Genomic DNA, 23,264 nt, shown 5'->3' on the forward strand with positions numbered 1-23,264 from the left:
ATGCCATTAGTTCAGGGTTAGGGTTTGCATGAGAGAATAAAGATTGCATTAAGATTGTCAGAATTCATCATCTTCATAGTCGCCTGCCCTCTTTAAATCAATGTAGTCATAAATCTTCTTAATGGTATAAAGCACCACGATCATGATTGCGATCAACCCGGCATTTTTCAAAAATTCATCCATCATAAAGATCCCTTCCTGAATGTCATATTTAGCTACCGGTTTAGAATAGCACTCACGGCATTAATTCAGGGTCAGGGTTTGTATGAGCGGATAAAGATTGCATTAAGTTGATCGTATAGACGGCGAGTCCTTCCTTTTCTGAAACCAAAAAAAACCGCCTTCACCCAAGACGGTTAATTCCGTACTACAGTATCCAGTTAGTCTGTACATTCTTCCATGTGCGAAAGTTACCTTACTTAATATATAAAATATGTTACTAATTTACTATTTACATCAAGCCCAATTAAGATTATTGTATTAACAGGAAATGATTTCCTTTCCGTAAGTTGCAATTTGGTTTCAAAGTGTTAAGGGAGGGATGAAAGAACCATAACGCGTACAAATGTATGTCTTCCTTGTCGGCTCAGACTCAGGTGTAAAAATTTTAAATTAGAGGAGCGAGAACTGTGAAAGCAATAAAAAAACTTTTTGCTGGATTAATGATGTTTACTCTGATTTTTGGTGTATCCTTTGCCGGATCGGCATTTGCCAGCGGTAATGAGGTCAAGCTTATTGACTCGGATGTCGGCGTTATTTATAAACCTGGATATGTCGGATTCAGCGGCAATATTGAAGTTGCTAATCTGGGACCCGTGAAGAATGTGACTGTCCACTACACGACAGATAACACAAATTGGTATGATACGAGTGCATCTTATGTTGGGGCGGCGGATGTAAACCGTGAGAAATGGCATTTTGGCATTTCCAGAACTGATTCTTCAACAGATCATTTGGAGTTGAAGAATCTGGACTTCATAAAATTCGCAATCAAATACGAAGTGAATAACCAGACCTATTGGGATAACAACGGGGGAGCGAATTATTACAATCAAGTGAATCATACAGTTCCCCTAAGTTCTGTGATTTTGGGATCACCAAATGTGCTTAACGCCAAGAGTACTCTGAGCAATGGTGAATTTAGCGGAAATATCTATGTGAAAAACCTGAATCCGGCAAAAACAGTAAAAATACTGTACACAACGGACGACTGGGCAACAACTCATGAGGGCTACGCCACTTTTAATGGCTCCGTGAATAATTTCAATAGTGTTGAAAGATGGAGCTACAGTTTCAATGTTCCGGGTGCTACAAATGTTAAATATTCGATTGAATATACAACTGGCGGGCAAACGTATTGGGATAATAACTATGGCCATAATTACGAGGTATTCTAATTCATTTTACATTTAATAGCAGGATCACAGGCGGCTTATTATCGCTCTGTGATCCTTTTCTCTGTGGAGACCAAGTATCTTCACTATTTATAACGCTGCTTTAGATTGAACTTAAGGTTTTAGAGTACAGGATCAGTCGCAACTACGGTGAATATTTGGACTTCCGGCCGCTGTTGTCTACAGATTTCTTGATCAATACCGCTCTTAGCGGTAGAAATCCGAAGACAAAGGCGGACGCTACCGCTCCTCCAGTTCCAAAATCCCCCTCCGTTCCTCCCTTTCCTTATCTCAAGTTTTTAAGTTCAATCTATATAATGCATAATTATAGTCATTTACATCTTGCCATCCGTTAAGTGTAAGGATTTTAGTGTTTCCAGTAATTCGATTTATTTTAACAGGTAAGTTTTGATCTAATTCATCAAACTTATATAGATGGGATAGATTACGAGACCGAAAACAATAATACTAATTGGAATAATAGAATACTTCATTACATCTTTGATCAATTCTTTTTCATATAGCTACACACCATGTTTACCACATCGGCTGCGGAAATTGCTGAATAAATACCAACAAGAAGAACCAATACCTAGCCTGTTTTCCCCAGAATGATATTTCATCGCAATTCTGTAAAGTGTATTGATCATTATTTTCCAATAAAAACTTTCACAAAGTGAATTAAAAAAATGCCCATCAGCCGAAGCCGTTGGGCAGATATATAACATTTTATTAGTGAAAAACTGTAAGCGATCCATCTATTGGGCTATCCATATCATTCAAAATACCAAAGTAATATGTCTTATTTTGATTGAGATTATAGAACATCGCATTTGCAGTTATGCCAACAGTCCCCTTATAGGTTGCAGCAACATTTCCAGTTGTAAGTTCATAAACAACAATTCTATATTTTCCAGTTGCCCCATGATTCACTGGGGTAGTAGTAACATTGATATATATTATTTTCTCACCATTAACAGGGAAATAATAATTCGTAAATACATAGTCCTCTACATAAGAGAAGGAGCCTGCATAAGAGTTATTTGCCAAGTTCCAAAAGTTAGTTGGAGCATTACTTCCTCTTGCAGCAACGTTTTTCTCTGTCAGAACTTGCACAGGCTCTGTGGATAGAGGGACAGTGATATTAGGGACATCAGTAACTTGAACAGTAGAATTAGTCTCAATCTGTGTTGTATTTAAATTATCTACGAAATTGCTACTTGGAACAACCTGAGCAATACTGGCAGGTGCATCCGAAGCATTTGGTGTAGAACTTGCCGCCGATATAGAAACAGAGATGGAAGTTAACAAAAATGCTGTAGCTAAAACTGTAAACACTTTTTTATTTTTCACCATTCAACCTTCTTTTTAAATTTTTAGACACTAAAATTCTTGCCTACCCCCTCCTATATTATTCAAACATTACCATTTTAACACATGATTATAATTACAAAACAATAGATACACCATATTAGTGTATTTTTACTGGATTTTTCCTTTTTATTTTTTACCATCCAATCAATTCTTTTATTAGAGCATCTCTTCAAACTGGAAGAGCTCTGGGGAAGCAGGGATTTTAGTATTGAAAGTAGGGACCCTAAAAGCCCGCAGCGGGTTCATTTACTCGTAAAGGACTCAGGAGACGCTATGGAGAGTAAAACCCCTGTTTAATCTCTTTTGCGGACCCAGACGACCTTATCAGCTCTATATTCTATCAAAAAGCGGCCATCAGGGAGAAATAACTGCGCTGGAGTCCGTTGTCCTCCTGTAACAGGCTAAAAGCTCCAAATAACTGCAACTCGGTCCGTTCATGCTCCGAGCCAGGAATACACTTTCCGGACGCACACACACCTTCGGAAGAAGAGCGAAGTCTCTGAAACACCGAGACGTAAACCTCTACCGAAAAAACTACCTAGTGGCGAAACGCCTTTCTCCGCGTGTGATCAGAAAATGCTACTGTACCTATCATTCCTTAGGGCATACAGCAGCAGGTTTTGGCGGGTGAAGCGGTTTGAAGACACGCCCTAGTAGAATGGGTGCTTTGAAATTTCTCGTTAAATTCTTCCAGGTTTACGCTGACATTTTCATGAATTCTAAGCGTTAACTCAGGTCACTTTGTATCGTCGCCAACCTGCAGCATACGGTAACCAACTCCGATATGGGTTTGAATGTACTTTGGCTGAGAAGGCAGCTTCTCTATTTTCTTTCTCAGAGTCGCCATAAATACGCGCAAGGCAGGGATGTCATAGGTATGACTGCCCCAGATTTCATGCAGGATATAATTATGGGTCAATACTTTCCCCACATTTTTGGCCAGCAGGCAGATTAGCTTGTATTCAATGGGAGTGAGGTGGATTTCTTCATCGTCCAACAATACAATGCCTGCCGAATAATCAATTCTGAGACTTCCGTTAGCAAAAATAGATGCATCCTTCAGCAGCTTGTCACTATCGTACCGGATGCGCCGCAGGCTGACCCGGAGCCTAGCCAGCAGTTCTTCCACGCTGAAGGGTTTGGTCAGATAATCGTCTGCGCCTGCATCCAGCGCGTCGATTTTGTCCCGGTCTTCACTGCGGGCGCTGACTACAATAATCGGGATATTCGACCACGCCCGAACTTTCTTAATAATATCTACACCATCCATATCGGGAAGTCCGAGGTCCAGTATCATAATATCCGGCTGCTTGGAGACCGCCTCCAGAATCGAGGCCTGGCCTGTTTCAGCTGTATGGTACTTATAGCCCTGCGTTTCCAGTGTTGTAGTAATCAATTTACGGATGGGCTTGTCATCCTCGACGACAAGAATTAAAGGCTTATTCATGAACAACCACCTCCACGGCCTGCAGGGTAAAGCGGAATACAGTACCTTGCGGAACATTATCTTTCACACTTATTGTGCCTCCATGAGCAGTGACAATAGATTTACACAATGAAAGCCCGAGTCCCAACCCGCGGCGGCCATCTCCGCGGATATTATCCGCCGTATAGAACATGTCAAACAGCTTGGTCTTCGCTTCCTCCGGGATACCGGGACCGTCATCGGAAATCTCTACACTGACCATTTCTTTATCGCGTCTCGCCGAGACTGTAATATGTGACCCGGTCCCGGTATATTTAATTGCGTTGTCGACTATATTGATCAGGACCTGAATAATCAGCCGGGAATCCATTTTAGCCATAAGCAGCTCTTCATCTAGTACGGTGCTGATAATATGATCTACGCTACTCCGATGAATATGAAGCAAAGCTTCCGCAATTACTTCCTCCAGAAGCTCTCCCTGCATATTCAGATTTAATGAGCCATTATCAATCCTGGTGATGGACAGCAGGTTCTCCACCAGATTAATAAGCCACATGGAATCATCATAAATATCGGTGTACAGCCCCTTCTTCTGTTCCTCGCTCAGCACCTTGGAGTTCCCGATGAGGATTCCCGCATTGCCGGATATACTGGTCAGGGGGGTACGCAAATCATGGGAGATTCCGCGCAGCAGGTTCGCCCGCAGCTGCTCCTGCTGGATTTGGATCGAGATTTCTTTTTGTTTTTCGTTTAGCATTTCTTTCTCCAGCGCCAGCGCACATTCTCCCAGCATGGCAATCATCAGACTTTTCTCAAAAACCTCCAGAGGGTCTTCCTTATCCATGGCGATGGCTGCCACTGCAAATACGCAATCGCCTCCCCGCACCGCATGATACAAGCAACTGGCGGCCGAGAAGGTATCTGTGGTAGCCCCGGCCCGTTTGTTATTCTTATAGACCCAGTCCGCAACCGCTTGTTCATTTCCGCCCGTAAACTCCAGAGGATCCATATCCGACTCTTCCTTTGAAAAAACCAGCGGCTCAGATAAGCTGTCTTGCTGCACCGGATAAAAAATAATCGTTCTGTCCAGCAGCTTCACCATTTGCTGTGCCGTCTCATGAATGATTGCCGTGGTGTCTTTGGCCTGCTGCAGTTTACGGCTTGTCTCCAGAAGCACCTCTGTCCGATAAGCCTTTTGCGCGGATTGCCGGGCCTGCTCCTTTACCCGCATAGTCAGAGTGCTCGTGATAAAGGAAGCCGACAGCATCACCAGGAAGGTAACCGGATAACCCGAACCATACGCCTGTAAAGAAAAATAAGGTTTGGTAAAAAAGTAATTAAACACAAGCACACTGACAACCGAAGACACAGCGCTGTACAGCCGGCCTCCGGTAACCATCGCATTGAGCAGCACACCCAGAATATAGACCGTGATAATATTGGCTTCCCTGAAACCGAGATAATTAAACCACAGTCCGATTAAGGTGCAGACAACCAGAATTCCAGTCGTCTTGGCTGTATCAGCCAGCGACAGCTCGGGATAGCTCACATATTGCGGAAATCTTTTATAGAACGTAGGCTGGGTGTCCGGAATAATATAAATGTCGATATTGGGTGCAGATGCGGTCAGCTTATCAGCCAAATTCGCTTTTGCAAACCACTTCTTTTTGTTATGGGAGCGCCCCACCACGATCTTCGAAACCCGGCTTGCTTTGGCATACTCCGCAATCTGTCCAGGAATATCTTCTCCGTAGACTGTGGCAATTTGTGCGCCAAGCTGCTCTGCGAGCCGAAAGTTTGCCCTAAGTTCCGCCTTGTTTTTTTGGGTTAGCTTTTGCGTCTTCGGTGTCTCCACGAACAATGCGGTGAATTCCCCGTGAAAAGCCTCCGCCATTCTCGCCGCCGTGCGGATTACCTTTTTATTGGTAGCCGCCGAAGAAAGGCAGACCAGGACATGGTCTTTGGCATAATATTCGTTGGTTTTTACCTGAGTACCGATGTGTGAAGCGATTCTGTTCAATTGATTTGCCGTGTACCGCAGTGCAATCTCACGCAAGGCAGTCAGTTTTTCTTTGTTATACAAATGGGCATTTGCCCTTTGTGCTTCTTCATCCGGATAGATGTTTCCCTTGTTCAGGCGGTCGATCAAATCATCGGGTTCAATATCAACCAGTTCAACCTGATCGGCACTATCGAATACACTATCAGGAATGCGCTCATCTACAGAAATACCGGTTATTGAAGCAACTACATCCTGCAGGCTTTCAATATGCTGCACATTAATGGTCGTATAGACATGGATTCCTGCGCGTAGCAGCTCGCCTATATCCTGATATCTTTTCTTATGCCTTCTGCCAGCCGCATTGATATGGGCCAGATCATCCAACAGGATAAGATCAGGTCTTCTCCGGATCGCACGGTCCAGATCAAACTCCTTTGTAAGCGTTCCGTTATGGGTGACTTCCAGTGGCGGCATAAGCTCCAGACCCTTGAGCAGAATCAGTGTCTCCGGCCTGTGATGAGACTCAATATAGCCTGCAGCAACATCAATTCCGGCTTTTTGTTCCTCATGGGCGGCACTCAGCATGGCACAAGTCTTGCCGACACCTGCCGCGTAACCGAAGAATATTTTCAGTCTTCCAAGTCTTTTCTCTTCCGGCATATCAGGAATTTGTTCAAATACGGAAGCTGAGCCGGTGCGGTTTGTTGCCATTTGGCTACCCCTTTTACAATATCTGCGCTTTTAGCGCTAGTATATCATGAGCAAAATCTGCATAGTGTTACAACTTTGGCTGTGGTATTAAGATTGTATTAAGATGAAATGGGCTGACCCCCGAGGATTAGATCAACCTGCTCTTTGGCACCTTTCCAGGTGGTAAGCAGCGGAAACGCATATTGCTCCCGGGCCTTCAGGTTCCAAGGATGTGGAATGCAGAGTACTTTCCTTCCCTCCTGTAGTGCTGGCACCAAATTATGTACCCCGTCATCAATGAGCAGATCGTAGTTAATCAGCGACTTCCGCTTACAAGGAAAGAAGTTCTCGATTGGAATAAAGGGCATATGCTTCTGAAGCCAGTTCCACTTCTCGATGACTGTCTTCGGCTGTGCAGCCGTAACGATAATTACATCATAGACGTTATGCAGCTTCTCCATTTCCCCGACGACATGTTCGTCGAACAGCTCCAGCTCCTCATACAGCCCGGGTCGCCCGTAGAAAATTTCCTGAGTGCAATCCGGATGACGCAGATGATCGGTATCCCAATCAAGCATATCTTCATACCGCAGCAAATGCGTAGGAAAATCATTGTTGTTATGGTAAATCGCCCGCTTGACCAGATGACAGATCGTATCATCCATATCTACGGCAATAATTGGCTTTCTCATATATGTACCCCCATAGGTTGTTTCTAGTATTTAGTATTGCTTTATTTATATTCGCTTATATTGCCGTTTTAGTCGAGGGCAACTTTATCACAAGAAAAAATTCAAGACAGGAATTGCAAAAGCCAAGCCCCTCTCGTAAGAGGAGCTTGACTTATTTGGAGCAGCTCATTTGTAAACTATTAGTTCCCTGAATATGCAGCGAGGAATTCATTTACTTCCTCTGAAATCTTCTTGGAATGGGTCCAATGCAGATAATGATGCCCTTCCAATACGACGAGCTTGTTAGAAGCTACATTCTTCAGCTGGTTTTCGTAAAAGGTAATGTTGGATTTGCCTTCTTCATTCACTTTGTCCGGTTTTGTAGTAAAAATCATTACAGGTAAGCTTGAAGGGAATGACAGGTTCTTTGTTTTTTTGATATTGTTGTTAATTTCGCTCGCTTCATTTACTACATTCTTATTATAGGCATTCCATGCAGTGAGGATCTTGGTCAGCTTTAAATTCTCATCAGAATAAGTTCCATCAGCAGATATCGGCAGAACATTCTTAGGGCTGACGTAGGTTGCCAATCTTGCAAGTCCGGTTGGTGCCGCCATGCTCAAATATTTTGGCATCGCGGGCACAGACTCTTTGAAATACTCCATCGCCTGCGGCAAGGTTGGATCAATGCCTATTACTGCTTTTACCTCAGACGGATATTTATTGGCATAATACATGCTATAAATTCCGGATATAGAGTGGGGCATTAGGATATAAGGGCCTTTTACATTTGCCTTTTGCAAAGCGGTCCGCCATTCCTCGACGATGTTTTCCACCGTTCGTTGTTTTGAGGTCTGCTCACTCCAGCCAGATCCGAAAGGCTCCACGACGACCACTTTGTTGTTTTGAGCCAACTCATTCATCAAAGGTTCGAAATCCAAGACAGGCGCTGCTGTCCCCAGCCCGCTTAAAAGAACAATGGTGTTTCCCGTCTCGCCTTTGGTGTACACATGCATTTTCTTGCCGGAGACTTCCACGAGTTGGCCCCATGCAGGGTATTTCTTTTGTTCGTATTTGGTCACCAACATATTGCCCACCACGCCGAGAGTCAAAACTACTATTAATAGCAATGCAATACTTCTGGCAATTCTCCAAAATTTAAACTTCTTTTTCTTTTTCTCTTTTTCTTCCATCGATTTCACTGCTCCCTGTAACAAGTCTTTGAACGTAAACAGATAACTGTCGCTCCCCTACTTTTCTATTGTAAAAGACTTAGTTTAAAAGCAGGGTTGGCGAAAGGTTAAATTCCGTTTAAATAAAAACTCCATTTACAGGAAACAGTACCTATTTTTGCGATGAGAACTCAACAGTTTGCGTGTCCATAATCGGATTCCAATACCGCTCAATAGTTAAGGTTAGCGGTTGCGGGTATTCAGCGGCTTCCTCTCCAAAATTGTAGAGGTATTGATCTACGGCCGTACTCTCCTTGTTCGAAGTAGTTCTACCGAAGTGGATGTTCTCGCCCGCCGTTTTGTGGGATTGACCATTGGCATCGGTAAAGGTATCGGACAGCCGCATACTAATGATACTATTCAAAGGGACTTTCTTAAACGTTTGCCAGAACAGGATCTTTCCAGCTTCCGCTCCCTCTTCAGACTTAATAATAGAAAGGTCTGTGCCCGGAGCTTCAATCATCTGCTTTTTGCTTAGATCGACTTTAATTTTCATTTGATCTTTATCAAGAGCGGCAATTCCGAAGGTCTTCAATGTGGCAGCGTCCGGCTGGCCATCCTGGGTGTTCTTGAAGTAAAGCGTGGACTTGGAGCGGTCCGAATAGACCTCGGAATTATCGGCTGTGATGATGCCGGGGTAGTACGATTTCACCGTCTTTTCTCCACTTTTAACAATCAGCACAGGCTCAATCAGGCTGAAGACTTGTTTATCATTATTCTTATCAAATTCCAAATCCACATAGGTGTTCAGCGGAGTATAGAGCACCTGGTTCACTTTAATGGTCTGACCGTCAACGATCAGATTGCTTTCGGGATGTAGCGTTCGCGTCTGTTCCTTGAACATATCCGGATCAAGCTCGAAAGGAATTGACAGGTTAGTCTGGAGTTGCTTGCCTGAAGTTTGGTACAGCATCACATTCCATGTCACTTCTTTGGGATAGTCAACCGTGGGTGACAGGTTATTCGTATAGATGAAATAGGAGGTTTGGCCTGCGTTGATTTCACTACTAGTAGCGGTCATCTCTAAACTCGCCCCGATAGACGCTGCCTCAAAAGCTCCGAAATCCAATGAGAAATCAGCATGAGATACCGTTTGGTCCGTATTGTTGTGTACACTGTACAGAATAAACAACTTCCGTGTGTCCGCAACGGCGCCCATCACTTCGACCCGCAGGCCGTTTTTCTCCACGCTCTGGTAGACAGGCTTTATAAGATTCCGGTCTAGTATGCTTTGAAAAGACCTATCTTTCATGGAGGCTCCGCTAAACTTTGCGGAATCGGTCCATGATTTAGTGGTAGCCGTGTAGCTCGCCGGAGATTGTTCAGCAACTTCCGTTCCTGGAGCATCATTGATATTAAAAAGAAACAGTGCCGCTGCAGCGGCTGCGATTACTACACCCATTCCGTAGAAATAGCTGCGCCGCTTTTCGCGTTTTTTTCCCTGCATGATTCCACCTCGCATTGCATTATAGAGTTTCATTTCCTCAAGGGATTCAGCATTATGCTTTACTTCATCCACATTCTGGCGTAGAACGCGTTCTTCTTTGTCAATCATGTTCTTTCACCTCCCGTATCTCTACAGATAATCCCGCAGCTGCTTAAGTCCCTCGCGAAGCCAGGTTTTAACCGTACCCTCCGGTTTCTGCAGCACATTGGCAATTTGGGCAGTTGTCATGTCCTGGTAGTATTTTAGAATCACCGCATGCCGGTATTTCGGCTTCAACCGGTCCATCGCCCGTTCCAGGTCAATCCGTTCATTGCTTTTCATTTCCTGCGCCGCTTCTTCTATCAGCGTCTCCGCCGGAAACACACGTTTTTTGCGCCGGAGTTCATCCATGCAGCAGTTGATGGTAATTCGTATCACCCAGGGTGTAAAGGCTTGCTCATCTTTGAGCTTCTTGCGCTTGATCCATGCCCGGCAAGACGCTTCCTGCACCACTTCCAGCGCGTCAGCTTCGCTTCTCAGGTAGCTGAATGCAATCGAGTACAACTTGCGGTGCTCCACATACAGCCGCTGAAAAAAAGCTTCTTCATCCATCTCGGCAACATCCACCATTCTGACCTCATTCATCGTATTTTCTACCATCGCCACTCCCCCTCTCTTTCTTTAGTGTTGGCATGTAGAAGAGGCCCTCTGAAAGAGTTCATGTAAGTAAGACGCCTTTCAACGGGAAAACGATTGATTTATTTTTATAAGATGCAGCATACACACAACAAACCGCGCTCACATGTTATACCGCAGATCAACCTTCCTTTAATGTTCTCAAAAGGTTATAATTAACTAATAATGAAGCAAGGAGCTGATTTATATGTTTGATGGCAATAACTCTCCTCCGCCCCGTACAACGGACCATGTAGGCCATAAAGCCAACTTTGATGTAAACGAGCAGAAGCTTCACTCCCGGGGCGTTCCCAGTCTGTGGGATGAAATATCCAGCTGGCTGATCATCGCCGGAATCATTGCTGTAATATATCTGCTTTTCAAAATATTTTAGATCAATAAAATGACCGTATCCTGGCAAATCACCTGGACACGGCCATTTTTCATTTATGCGTTGCAATGGGAGCAACTCCCTGAAAACCAAGCTTTACCAGTTTCTCAATATAGGCATCGTCAAGTGTTTCACCGGTCAATAATAATCTGTAGAAAATAGGTCCGTAAATGAGATCCGTACATATCCCGATATCGAGTTCTGCATTTAGCTCCCCCCGCTTGACGCCTTGCTCCAATAGTTGTCTGGCCTCCAGCCTGCGCGGCTGAAAATACCGTGTCCGGTACGCCTCTGCCAGACCCTCATCGAGTTGTCCTTCACCGATAATCTCGGTAATCATTTTCCCTTCCCGGCTGATCAGGAAACGGGCCAGATTCGTGGCGTGGATAAGGATGTCCTCGTACACCGAACCTGTATCCGGCAACGGCAGCCTTTCTGTAGTCGCTGAAAGGAAGCCGTCCATTACAACTGCCGCTTTATTGGGCCACCACTTATAGATCGTAGCTTTGCTAACCCCGGCACGCTCTGCAATTTTCTCTACGGTTACTGCCGCAAAACCATGCTCAAGAAGCAGTTCATAGGACGAGTTCAAAATCGAACTCTGAGTCTCCATGTTGCGTGGACGCCCTCGTTTGGTATTCACACTATCAGTCCCCTTCGCAAAATAACTTCACAATCCCACATTTATAAATACTATACGTTCATTATACTTAATTGCCCACAAAAAAGAAAACAAAATTGCCTATTTACAAAACGATACGTTCAGTATATTATTTGATTATGAATTAGTGAACTGAACGTTCAGTATATTATTTAAACCATACTTTTAATGAAATGAGGAGGATTACAATGCAAAATGAACAAGAAGTGAAGGGCCAGCCTATTCCGGGATGGATTACCTTTCTACTCGCGGCCTCTTGCGGTATCATCGTTGCCAATCTTTATTACGCACAAACGTTAGTGGGTCCGATCAGTGCTGCAACAGGGCTGTCCTCAGCAGCAGCAGGATTAATAGTTACTATTACTCAAATCGGTTATGTTCTGGGTCTGCTGTTCATTGTACCGCTTAGTGATATTATCGAAAACCGGCGTCTTGCTGTAGTCTCGCTGATCGTCGTTGTAATTGCTCTGGTGGCCGCAACTTTCGTCCATCACGCTGCACTGTTCCTGACGGCTTCCTTTTTTATTGGATTAGGTTCCGTAGTCGCTCAAATTCTGGTCCCTTATGCTACTTATCTGGCTTCTGAAGAACAACGCGGACGTGTGGTGGGAAATGTGATGAGCGGACTTCTGCTCGGCATTATGTTCTCCCGTCCATTAGCCAGCTTTACTGCAAGCTTCTGGGGATGGCGGTCTGTATTTGCAATCTCCGCGGTTCTGATTGCTGTACTGTCGATCTTGCTGTCACGGATTCTTCCGAAACGTATGCCCTCGCGGGCAATGAACTATGGAGAGTTAACCCTGTCGCTGGTTACTTTATTCAAGCAAACGCCGGTATTGCGGCGCCGCGCCTTTTATCAAGCTTCTCTTTTTGGAGCCTTCAGCCTTTTCTGGACTGCAGTCCCTTTACACCTGGCAGATGAGTTCGGATTGTCCCAGCAAGGGATTGCATGGTTTGCTTTAGCCGGTGTGGGAGGAGCCGTAGCGGCTCCAATCGCCGGACGTCTGGCGGACAAAGGCTGGACCCGCCGTTTAACCGGACTGGCGATGGTTTTGGCTACACTCTCCTTTCTCTTGGCTTTCCTGCTTCAAGGCCATTCCAGAGCAGTTCTTCTCCTGCTTGTACTCGCCGCTATTACCCTGGATATGGCTGTGTCGGGAAATCTCGTGCTTGGACAGCGTGCAATTTATTCACTCGGGAATGAGGCCAGAGGCCGGCTGAATGGTCTGTTCATGTCCATATTCTTTATGGGCGGGGCTATTGGATCCTCCTTGGGGGGCTGGTCCTATGCTCATGGCGGCTGGAGCTTCACCTCACTGATCGGAACGGTCTTACCGCTGCTCGCGTTGCTTTACTTTTTTTCGGAGAAAAAAAGCGGAGTGAACAACGTTTAACCTTTTGGTGAGACGCGGAGGATATTTAGTGATTTTTCTGAAACGGTCCATATAGGTAAAAAAAGGCGTCCCATCTGCAGAAACTCAGCTGAAGGGGCGCCTTAGGTGTAAAAAACCTCCCAATTTTTCGGGGAGTTACACTATAATAAAGCTTAACAGGCTTGTTTACATAAATGAACATTAATGGAGTGTGGTAATGATGAAGCTGAAATTTAATTTATTTCCTGGCGGGATGTCCAAAGCACTCACCATGAGCTATGATGACGGGCAAAAACACGATATTCGTCTGGCCGGAATATTTGATCAATACGGGATCAGAGGAACCTTTCATCTCAACAGCGCAATGCTGAACGCTCCCGGATTTCTTACGACTGATGATGTACGGGCCATAGCCCGCAATCATGAAATATCGGCGCATTCTGTAACACACCCGCATTTGGACCGACTGCCATTACCCATGGTAGTGGAGGAGCTATTGGAAGACCGCAGACGGCTGGAGCAGCTAGTAGACTATCCGATTCGGGGAATGTCTTATCCCTATGGTTCGTATTCGGCAGCTATCATCCCTCCGCTTCAAGCAGCAGGTATTGAATACAGCCGTACTGTTGTTTCCACCAGGCAGTTTGATGTCCCTCTTGATTTTATGGAATGGCACCCTACTTGTCATCACAAGGATGAGCTTGAGGGGATTTGGGAGCGCTTTACTACCGAAGGACCTTCGCAGAAGTTCAGGCTCTGCTATGTTTGGGGGCACAGCTTTGAGTTCGAGCGCCAGAACAACTGGGAACTGATCGAAGCCTTTTGCCGGAAAGCCGGCGGTCACTCCGATGTATGGTATGCAACAAATGTCGAAATCATGGATTATATTCAAGCTGTCCGTTCCTTGAAGTTTAGTGTCGACCGCAAGATCATCCGCAATCTTTCCTCCGTGGACATTTGGCTATCCATTAATGACGAGCCCGTTTGCATTAAAGGCGGCGGTGCCTATATCTCAAAGTAATCCAGTGAACAAGCTGCCGGTTCTCCCAGCAGCTTGTTGCGGCTGCTTAACTTCAATCTACATAGGTTTTGCCTGCGGATGATCAGTCAGCCCCTTCATTACAAACTCCGCCATGTAATCCATAATCTGCGGAAAATGGTGAATCCCGATTTCATCTTTATGGGTGTCTATAATAATAATTCCTGTGAAAAAAGCCATGATCAGCTCAACATCCAAGTCATTTCTTATCTTACCTTCAGCTTGCCAGCGTCTAAACAGTTCTGCAAAACTGTCATATAAGAAATCAACCTGTTCGACGCCGTTCTCTTCACGGTATTGTTGCTCAATCTTGACGAAAACATCTTTGTTAAACCATTCTTTAAGGATCGGGTTTGAATTCATTCCATTAATGTTTAATGCTATTAATTTTTTGATCAGCGGCAGAGGTTCCTCCTTTAAGTCGATGGATTTCATAATGCTCTTTTTCAGCTTCACATTTTCTTCCAGGAAGATCTCCAGAAATAGCTTCTCCTTAGAAGAGAAGTAATTATAAAATGTGCCTACTGCAATCCCTGCCGCTTTTGTAATGTCGGAGACATTGGTTTGTTTAAAACCTTTCGTACTGAAGATTGCTTTACCATTGTTAAAAATCTCTGTTTTCTTATCCTCCACTCTATTGCCCTCCGATAGATAGATATATAGTTACTGTAATTTGCTATGAGCGTTTAGCCATTCTTTTTCCCATTCCATCGAAAATGCGACCAGCCATTTTTTTGACAAGCCCTAAGGAAACCGGGTAATAGTACCCCGATTCAAACCAGCCGTTTTCCTTGTAATACCGGTAATCCTTAGACTTATCGTCGAGCATTAGCTGAATGCTGGTACGGGACATACGGAACGTCATCAGCCTAAAAAAAGAAGGAACTGGTGGTGCTGGACGCATAAGGTCCTTGTAAAATCTCGCAGAGGCTTTTTTGATTTCCCGGGTTATTTTATTCTGCGCAGCTTCACTTCGGGGCTCAAGCGTCGTCAGGACACAGCCTTTGGAGACCCGAAATCCGAAGTTCCCCCCCATACTGCTAAGATACTTGACGATAGCGTTGCCTCCAAAGATTCCCTGATTAACAATAGCCGTAAAGGTCTTCCCGAAAAAACGCGGTCTATGGAATGTAAAAGCAAGCCGGTCCAGCAGGTTCTTCATTGGTGCGGATACATGAAATGCGTAATTGGGAGTGGCAAAAATAACTCCGTCTGATTGGATCATCTTTTCCATCAGAATGTCACGATCATCATGCAAAGGGCAATATTCCTCCCCTTTATCAAAACATACCTTACAACCCCGGCAATATTCAAGCTGATAATCTTTCAGAAATACGATTTCGAACTCAATATTACCATAAGCTTCGAGATTACGCTCAAATTCACATACTGCCTTGTAAGTCGAATGCTTCTGATGATTCCCGATAAATGCAGTCACTTTTTTCATTGAAGCCCCTCCAGTATCTTCTGTGTTTAAGTCAAGTTTAGTGATGAATGAATTATTTATTATTCATTCATATCATAACATGGATATTCGGCTCTGTCAGGATTGATATCCAGGTTTATACAAAAAGGCCCTGCCCGAGATATCCCTTAATGGAATCCTTCTCAGGCAGGAGCCTTTAGTTAATCTTATTGAATGGTCAACTTAAACCCATTTTGGATGAAGTATAACGCTGGATAAGCGATATTACTTGTCGTCAGGTTCTTGAACGTTGCGGAACCATTGCCGGTATAAGTGTAGATCGCCGTACCCAGATGAGGCCCCGCGAACCGTGAGGTGGTAATCCCGTCAAGTCCAGTACCGTTAATATTGATGTTGTTAAACACAATATTCTCGAATCCGCTTCCGTAGCCGAACTGAACTGCATCCCGCTGAGTGTTGATGATATCAATATTGGTGAATGTTACGTTCTTAATCGGATCATTGGAAGCCTCCAGATCTATCGCTCCGCGTTCCCCATCGTACAAGTCTTTACTGGTTCCGCTGTTGATTATGGTTGTATCCGAGAATACAATGCCGGTGTTGTTCTGGAAATGATATCCCGGGAACACCGTGTTCATTCGGATTCCGGAACCTCCAACCGTGTCAACGATGTAGTTGTGGTCAGCTTTATGCCCGCTTCCGCCAAAGAAGGCAATAGCCGCTGCACGCCAGTTATTCTCGATCGTATTATAGGAGAAGCTATTATTTACACCCGCAGGTGCACCATTGGTATTGCTGGTCCACACCGCAAGACCGTCATCTCCGTTATTCCGCACGCTGCTGTTACGTACGGTGGAGTTGCTTGTTCCTTGGGCGAAGTTGATTCCGTCGGCAAGGTTGTTGCGGATGCGGCTGTTCTCGACCACCAACCCGCTGGCATAGATTGCCGGCGTATGCCCATAGTCCCCTACCCACATGCCGCATTCAAAATGCTCTACCCAGACGTCATGGATGATGGAATTGGTTCCGTAATTGTCCATGAAACCCTTGTAAATCGCATTTTGCCCATATCTAGAACGCAGATTCGAATTAAGATACACATTGCTAAAATCAAGCTTGCCTGTTATTCGGAGCGAAATGCCTCCACTCGCCGCATTTGGATTGGTGAACTGGAGATTTGTATGCCAGTAACCCGCTCCAGTAATTGTTATGTTGCTGATCATATTACTGATCGAACCAATCTGCCACATGCTGCTGAGGTTGAAGGTTCCTGCCGGAATGTAAAGTGTTTTCCCGCCTGCGACTGCTGCAGTAACGGCAGAATTGAAAGCAGCAAGATCATCCTTATTGTCATTCGCCACTGCGCCGTAATCCGTTACAGAGACTGCACCTGCCGGACGTGAGACAGCCACCGGAACGGGCTCAATTTCTATGAAATCCACACCATATTCCAGGCTGTCCCCGTTATTCTTCTGAATGCGTATCGTATCTCCCGGTTGCAGCGCTGTATCCATTTTCCAATGCACTTCATCAAAACGGAACAGCGGGCGTCCTGCACTAGGTGCATCTCCCGGCATATCGCCAGAGAAATACTGCCAGCTGTAATAGGAGGTCAGCGGAATAGTCTTGGCCTTGACTCCATTTACATATACATCCAGCGAACCGTTAAGTCCCATACCGTCTGCCGAATCTGGCATAGTGAATCTCATGGTTACACCCGCACCGCCCTCACCCGGTCTTACTGTCCACTGCGCATAAGAACCATTCGAGGGCAGTGCCACATAACTCTGGCCGGAAGCTTCCGAAGCAATCAATGCCTGATTGAACGTTGGTGCACTCTTCAGGGCTGCAGCTCCACCTCGGGCAGCGTCATCGGTGTCGTACCGTGTGTAGGGTACACTTGCCCCACGAAGAGAATATACAACCAGATTTGTTGTATTTACATTGTTAGCCTGCTTTGCCGTCACTTCGTTGGCGTCTGCGGCAACGGTAGTAGTTACGGTATAGTTGCCATTAAGCGCTGCCCAAGTCCCCGGAATAGCAACATGAACAGATGCTCCGGCAGCGAGGGTACCACTGTAGGAGCCGTTAAAGGTTTGAATGGTTGAACCGGCAGAATTCTTAAGAACTACAGTGACTCCATGAGCACCATTTGCTGAATCCATGGTTCCCTGATTTTTAAGATTCACAGTAAAGTTGACAGCGTTATTGGCAACCGGGTTGCTTGGTGTCCACGTTACTGTACCCACCAGATCTGAGCTAGTCACAGGAGCGACAACGAGCGATGCTGCGTTCGTATAGCTGTTGTTGGTATCGTTCTGCTCGATAATAAGGTTGCTCTCATCAACTTTGGCGGTTAAGGCGTAGGATGCAGCGGCTTTTGTTCCGATATTCAGCGAAACGCTCGCCGACCCACCTGCCGCTAATGCACCTACCGGGGATGTTCCGGCAAGTTCACTGTTCAGGTAAAAATTCACCGTAGAGGCTGCGGAACTTGCATTGCCGTTGTTCTTAACAGTTGCATTCAACGTGATCACACTGCTCTCAACAGGAGCGGCAGGTGTCCAAGATATGCCGCTAATCAGGAGATCCGGGTTCGGTGCAGGTGTGCCGAATACTTGAAATTCAGCAATTTGTCCGGCGGGTGCACCGGAATTTGCTGTGATGTTAAGCTGTATACGTTTGACCGTTGCGGTAACAGGAATAGTGACCGTATTGCCGGTGGCCGGATTAAACGTATACGATTGTGCGGATACCAGACTGCCGAAAGTCGTCGTGTCCTGGTTATGGCCGAGGACTTGAATGGTTTGTGTGCGCGTACTCCATTCAGTGGACGGATTAAGCTTGAGCACGACCGATGTAACGTTGTAATTTGCGCCGAGATCAAGCGTTAATGTACTTGGATTGCCGCTGCCTTCCCAGTATGTGCTCGTATTATTATCGTTTGCATTAGCAGCCACGAACGATTGAGTACTTGAGGATGCGTTGATTGGTTTGCCGGTGGCAATGTTGCTGCCCGGAGAAGTCGTTGGAGTTGCTGTCGGGTTGACTGTTGGTGTCGGTGTAACCGTTGGTGAAGCTGTTGGTGTAATTGTTGCTGTAGGAGTAGGAGCCGCTGTTGGTGTTGGTGTTGGCGTAATACTGCCGGTACCATAAATTTCGAATTCAGAGAGCTGTGCGGCTGGCCAGCCGGTATTGGCTGTTACGTTCAGACGGACGTAACGTGTACTGACAGCGGTGAAATGAATGGTAACTGAATTGCCAGCCACCGCCGGATTAAATACGTACTCCTTGGAACCGACAATATCTGTAAACGTTGTGCCGTTCGTACTGCCTTGGATGGCCAGCGTTTGCGTACGGGTTTCCCAGCCTGCAGGAACTTTGAGCACAATTTGATCCATGCTCGTACTTGCTCCAAGATCGACACTAATCCATTGGGGGAATGCACTGTTTGTGCTTTCCCAGTAGGTTTCCTGATTGCTGTCTTTGATGTAGTCCGGGCTGTACGTTTGAGATTGTCCACTCGAAGTTACGTTCTTTCCCAGCGTCAGGTTCGTTCCGCCAGCCGCAGATACGGGTGCGAAAGGCCCAACGGCCAGGAACCAGCTTGAGATCAGCAGAATGACTACAAGTGAGCCTGCAAGATACTTGCTGCGCATTATACTCCTCCTCCAAAATGTGTAGGTGCTTGATCGTAGCTGTAGCCGATGCTCCTCCTTTCTATGCAATACACCTTCATTATAGAGATTACGCAGCATAACCTATGAGAGGTACTTCTACGGAAAAGATGGCCGATTCCATGAATAATCCAGCGCCGATCGTTATCATTGAAAATGTATTACTAAAGCGGGACGCACACCGTAACAAGCTAAGTTGACACGTCCATAACTGCGAATACTGCTGCGAGGGCCAATAAAAAACGCGCGTGAAGAACTGCCATGCTGAGTTCTCAGCCACCACCAGGAGCAGCCCAATTCTTCACCCTCCTCGGTGATATAGTCATTTTTTACTTTTTTATTATACACGTACAAGTGGCATCCATCGTTCTTTTTTATTCTGGCAAATTCTGTTGCTATTGCCCGACGTTTCGCACTTAAAGAGACTTCATCAAGTTTATAGGTCAATTCTTTCACCTCCGAAACACTGGGCAAAAAAACCTTGTCCTCCGTGTCTGCACTACCCTCTCCATTGTCAGCGCAATGTGTAGTCTTGATGAACCTCTTCTCGGAGTCATTGAACGCGGCATTATAAAACTCATCGTTCAGCCACCTTCGCAAATCAGAGTCACGCCATGTAATATCAGCATACTCCCCATGATATCGCCTGCAATCCAAAATGTACTCGCTCAAAATGAATAGCTCACTACCCGAATTTTGCAGCACCCGCCACTTAATCGGTGTTCTGTCCTCGCCGCCAACCGTCTGCGGATAAGTGCCGAAAGTAAAGATTTCGCCGGGCTTTGCGCTCAAGTGCAGCGTGAAAGCAAAATCATCTTTTTCCAAGTAAGATCTCCTCCTTACATTTCTAATTTAATCGTACAACATTTATGCAAGTGCTAAGCTAAATCCGGCATACTCTTGATTAGCCGCAATATCAATTTAAAAAAGTTTAGCGTCGTACTTTAATGTTTTCCTCTAAGTTTTGTCTGCAGTTAAGACGTTTGCCAGAGCGTAAGTGCAAAGATCATAAAGAATAATTAAGCGAAAAAAAACAGCGGCAGGCTCTCACTGTGGAGTAAGAACCTGACGCTGCCGAGTCTGAACAGCAGCAATTACGGCATTTACGAAGGATAACCATAAGTAAATTGGTAGCTGCCCGATCCCATTTCTATTTGCACACCAGTTTCTGCAGGCAATGTGCTGTAGATGCCTTCAGCCTGCTCCACCGGAACGCGGCTCTCAAGCAATCCCTGCAGCGCTGCTCCCGGAAGTATAACTACCGCACTTGTATTTGCGGGGACCGTAAACTGAACTTCCATACCGCCATCCTCCAGCCGCCGCCATGACGAAGCCACTGTGCCATACATGGTTTCTAGACTGGCTTTAGCGAAATCCATGCCTTGGCCCGGTCTCGGACGGATATGAACCTTCTTAAATCCCGGCTCAACTTCGTCCGGCCCCATTCCGGCAACATAACGGTACAGCCATTCTCCGATTGCTCCGTATGCGTAGTGATTAAAGGAGTTCATGTCTGCACTCCAGAAGCTGCCGTCCTCCTTGATCCCGTCCCAATGCTCCCAGATCGTAGTTGCCCCTTTAGTCACTTGATAGAGCCAGGATGGATAATCCTTCTGAAAGAGCAGTTTGTAGGCAAGATCGTTGAGCCCGCTATCACTAAGCACAGGATTCAGATAAGGTGTGCCGACAAAACCTGTCGTCAGATGATCTCCAGCTTCGTCGAGCAGTTCTGCCAGTTTCAGGATTGCCTGCTCCTTTGCTGCCCCGTCTATAAGATCAAAGTGCAGCGCCAACACCTGAGCCGTTTGGGTAGGGACGGATAACTGCCCGTCTGGATTCACATATTCTCCGTGGAAGGCTTCAAGGATTCTACGATGTAATTCGCGGTAATCATCGGCATCCTTTGTATTTCCCAGCGCGGTAGCAGCTTTAATTGTCAGTGAAACCGAATAGGCATAAAATGCGGTAGCTACGTAATTGGGATCTGTGGCTCCAACATAGCTGTCCGGCTTTGAATCCAGCGCCAGCCAGTCCCCGAAATGAAATCCGGTATTCCACAAATAAGGATTGTCTCCCTGGGCGCGAATATATCCCACCCAGCTTTTCATACTCTCATACTGTTCTGCTAGAAGCCGCTTGTCGCCGTACATTTCATAGATCGTCCACGGACAGACTGCAGCTGCATCACCCCAAGCTGCCGACGAGTTGCTTGTCTTTCCCCAGCCGTCAGAGAAAGCATCCGTCAGGTTGGGAACATAAAACGGAATGCCTCCTTCAGGGGTCTGATCCGCCTTCAAATCCCGCAGCCATTTGGTGAAGAACGGCGCAGTGTTCATCAGATACGAAGCTGTACGGACAAACATCTGCGCATCACCGGTCCAGCCGAGCCGTTCATCCCGCTGCGGGCAGTCGGTTGGCACATCCAGAAAGTTCCCCTTCTGCCCCCAGAGAATATTATGATGCAGCTGGTTCACCAATGGATCCGAACACTGGAAGTCCCCGGTACGCTCCATATCTGAATGCACCACCACACCTGTGAAATCCTCAAGTTGAACGGTTTCCGGGAAGCCTGTAAGCTTCACATAACGAAACCCCTGGAAAGTGAAATGAGGCTCATAGCTCTCTATTTCATCACCCTTCAGCGCATAGCGGATGAGCTGCGTCGCACTACGGATATTTTCCCGGTAGAAATTGCCGTCCCGGTCCAATATTTCGGCATGCTGAAGTTCAACGGTCTCCCCGGCCTTCCCCTGTACCGAAAATTTGAGCCAACCGACCATGTTCTGCCCCATGTCCAGAACTTTATCGCCTTGGGGAGTTGTCAGCAGTGCAATAGGCTGCAGACTCTCATTCCGGGTTACAGGAACATTTTCCTGTGCCACAATAATATCTTTGGAATGCCCGATGACAGCAACGGGATGCCATCCTGCTTCGGATGTACTCATAAGATTACGCTCCAGCCGTGCATCGTAAGTCTCACCCATATAGATATCCGACATGCGGATCGCGCTTTCTGCCGCCTCCCAGCCTTGCCCGGTATGGATGCGCTGCGTACTGCCATCCGTGTATTTTATATGAAGTTCCAGTAAAAGCGCTGTTGTTGATCCATAGATTTTTTTCTCCTTTTTCCATCCCAGATATCCCTTGTACCAGCCATTCCCCAGCAGTGCGCCTAGCACATTTGTCCCCCCGGACAGGAGATTGGTTACGTCATACGTTTGATACTGTAAGCGTTTGCCGTAACTCGTCCAACCAGGAGTGAAATAGTGATTTCCGACACGCCGGCCGTTCAACTGCAGCTCGTACAGACCCAATGCGGTAACATAAATTCTTGCACTTGCAACCGTCCCTTTAAGCTCAACGAATGTACGAAGCTGCGGGCAAACCTCGGAATCTTCAGTGAAATACTCGGTTGGAGCACTGATCCACTCTCCCTCCCATGGCTCACCCATTAGCCCGGTTTCAAAAAATGCAGTCTCCGACCAGCCGGAGCACACTCCGCTTTGATCCCATGCCCTAACTTGGTAATAGTAACGTGTGCGCGCGTCCGGCTTCACCTGATCCAGCTCGACATGAATGGACTGCGATGACTTCACTCTGCCGGAATCCCAGCTCATTTCACGGTAGCCGCTATCCACCGCAACCTGAATTTGGTAAGCAGCCTGTTTGCAATCTCTGCGATCCGTTACCAGCTGCCAGCTGATTCGCGGTGCAGCGAGATCGATGCCGAGCGGGTTTTGTTTGTACTCACAGCGAAGTTTTACTATTGCGAACATATCGGTGTGATCCTCCCTCTATAGCTATAAT

General features: G+C 46.1%; 18 protein-coding genes. 4 read left to right on the plus strand and 14 right to left on the minus strand.

The window, feature by feature from the left end; genetic code table 11:
- Positions 1-57 precede the first annotated feature (57 nt).
- The gene (locus ACQ76X_RS07470) at positions 58-186 is read right to left on the minus strand and encodes a hypothetical protein (RefSeq protein ID WP_269322560.1); all 129 of its coding nucleotides are present in this window, start codon (positions 184-186) and stop codon (positions 58-60) included.
- A gap of 443 nt (positions 187-629) precedes the next feature.
- On the opposite strand from ACQ76X_RS07470, the gene ACQ76X_RS07475 reads away from it, so the two are divergent.
- A complete protein-coding gene (locus tag ACQ76X_RS07475; protein WP_438492672.1) occupies positions 630-1,397 on the plus strand; it encodes a hypothetical protein in 768 nt (255 codons plus the stop codon).
- A gap of 729 nt (positions 1,398-2,126) precedes the next feature.
- Here the strand turns inward: ACQ76X_RS07475 and ACQ76X_RS07480 are convergent.
- The 7 genes from ACQ76X_RS07480 to ACQ76X_RS07510 all read right to left on the minus strand — a co-directional run bounded on the left by ACQ76X_RS07480 (position 2,127) and on the right by ACQ76X_RS07510 (position 10,875).
- Entirely contained in the window at positions 2,127-2,750 is a 624-nt protein-coding gene (locus ACQ76X_RS07480) for a hypothetical protein (RefSeq protein ID WP_438492674.1), read from the minus strand.
- Positions 2,751-3,504: 754 nt separating this feature from the next.
- Positions 3,505-4,215, minus strand: a complete 711-nt coding sequence (locus ACQ76X_RS07485) for a response regulator (protein WP_438492676.1) — start codon at positions 4,213-4,215, stop codon at positions 3,505-3,507.
- Positions 4,208-6,907 carry a DUF4118 domain-containing protein gene (locus tag ACQ76X_RS07490; protein ID WP_438492678.1) on the minus strand — a complete coding sequence of 900 codons (2,700 nt, stop codon included), beginning with the start codon at positions 6,905-6,907 and terminating at the stop codon, positions 4,208-4,210. Before ACQ76X_RS07490 ends, ACQ76X_RS07485 begins: the two co-directional genes overlap by 8 nt.
- A 98-nt stretch (positions 6,908-7,005) precedes the next feature.
- On the minus strand, positions 7,006-7,578 hold the full coding sequence (locus ACQ76X_RS07495) for a 5' nucleotidase, NT5C type (protein WP_438492680.1): 573 nt from the start codon (positions 7,576-7,578) through the stop codon (positions 7,006-7,008).
- Between the two features lie 179 nt (positions 7,579-7,757).
- Positions 7,758-8,750, minus strand: a complete 993-nt coding sequence (locus ACQ76X_RS07500) for an alpha/beta fold hydrolase (RefSeq protein ID WP_438492681.1) — start codon at positions 8,748-8,750, stop codon at positions 7,758-7,760.
- 151 nt (positions 8,751-8,901) lie between these two features.
- Complete coding sequence (locus tag ACQ76X_RS07505; RefSeq protein ID WP_438492683.1) at positions 8,902-10,344, minus strand: hypothetical protein; 1,443 nt, start codon at positions 10,342-10,344, stop codon at positions 8,902-8,904.
- Between the two features lie 21 nt (positions 10,345-10,365).
- On the minus strand, positions 10,366-10,875 hold the full coding sequence (locus ACQ76X_RS07510) for a sigma-70 family RNA polymerase sigma factor (RefSeq protein WP_256718035.1): 510 nt from the start codon (positions 10,873-10,875) through the stop codon (positions 10,366-10,368).
- A 223-nt stretch (positions 10,876-11,098) separates the two neighbouring features.
- Here ACQ76X_RS07510 and ACQ76X_RS07515 point away from each other — a divergent pair, with 223 nt between their 5' ends.
- On the plus strand, positions 11,099-11,284 hold the full coding sequence (locus ACQ76X_RS07515; RefSeq protein ID WP_076109391.1) for a hypothetical protein: 186 nt from the start codon (positions 11,099-11,101) through the stop codon (positions 11,282-11,284).
- 49 nt (positions 11,285-11,333) lie between these two features.
- Here ACQ76X_RS07515 and ACQ76X_RS07520 read toward each other — a convergent pair whose 3' ends face one another.
- Positions 11,334-11,924: a TetR/AcrR family transcriptional regulator gene (locus tag ACQ76X_RS07520; RefSeq protein WP_438492685.1), complete on the minus strand. Its 591-nt coding sequence runs from the start codon at positions 11,922-11,924 to the stop codon at positions 11,334-11,336.
- 206 nt (positions 11,925-12,130) lie between these two features.
- Here ACQ76X_RS07520 and ACQ76X_RS07525 point away from each other — a divergent pair, with 206 nt between their 5' ends.
- Together ACQ76X_RS07525 and ACQ76X_RS07530 are read left to right on the plus strand one after the other, a co-directional pair.
- The gene (locus ACQ76X_RS07525; protein WP_438492687.1) at positions 12,131-13,336 is read left to right on the plus strand and encodes an MFS transporter; all 1,206 of its coding nucleotides are present in this window, start codon (positions 12,131-12,133) and stop codon (positions 13,334-13,336) included.
- Positions 13,337-13,532: 196 nt separating this feature from the next.
- Positions 13,533-14,336, plus strand: coding sequence for a polysaccharide deacetylase family protein (locus ACQ76X_RS07530; RefSeq protein ID WP_438492689.1), 804 nt, complete (start codon positions 13,533-13,535; stop codon positions 14,334-14,336).
- A 57-nt stretch (positions 14,337-14,393) separates the two neighbouring features.
- On the opposite strand, the gene ACQ76X_RS07535 is transcribed toward ACQ76X_RS07530, so the two are convergent.
- From ACQ76X_RS07535 to ACQ76X_RS07555, 5 genes are all read right to left on the minus strand, one after another.
- Entirely contained in the window at positions 14,394-14,987 is a 594-nt protein-coding gene (locus ACQ76X_RS07535) for a TetR/AcrR family transcriptional regulator (RefSeq protein ID WP_438492691.1), read from the minus strand.
- A gap of 43 nt (positions 14,988-15,030) precedes the next feature.
- Positions 15,031-15,801, minus strand: a complete 771-nt coding sequence (locus ACQ76X_RS07540) for a flavodoxin family protein (protein WP_438492693.1) — start codon at positions 15,799-15,801, stop codon at positions 15,031-15,033.
- 185 nt (positions 15,802-15,986) lie between these two features.
- Positions 15,987-19,439, minus strand: coding sequence for a discoidin domain-containing protein (locus tag ACQ76X_RS07545; protein ID WP_438492695.1), 3,453 nt, complete (start codon positions 19,437-19,439; stop codon positions 15,987-15,989).
- Positions 19,440-19,604: 165 nt separating this feature from the next.
- Positions 19,605-20,282: a DUF6273 domain-containing protein gene (locus ACQ76X_RS07550; RefSeq protein ID WP_438492697.1), complete on the minus strand. Its 678-nt coding sequence runs from the start codon at positions 20,280-20,282 to the stop codon at positions 19,605-19,607.
- 278 nt (positions 20,283-20,560) lie between these two features.
- On the minus strand, positions 20,561-23,233 hold the full coding sequence (locus tag ACQ76X_RS07555; RefSeq protein WP_438492698.1) for a family 78 glycoside hydrolase catalytic domain: 2,673 nt from the start codon (positions 23,231-23,233) through the stop codon (positions 20,561-20,563).
- Positions 23,234-23,264: the final 31 nt, after the last annotated feature.

This window comes from Paenibacillus sp. IHBB 3054 (assembly GCF_051594305.1).
Lineage (GTDB): Bacteria > Bacillota > Bacilli > Paenibacillales > Paenibacillaceae > Paenibacillus_AQ.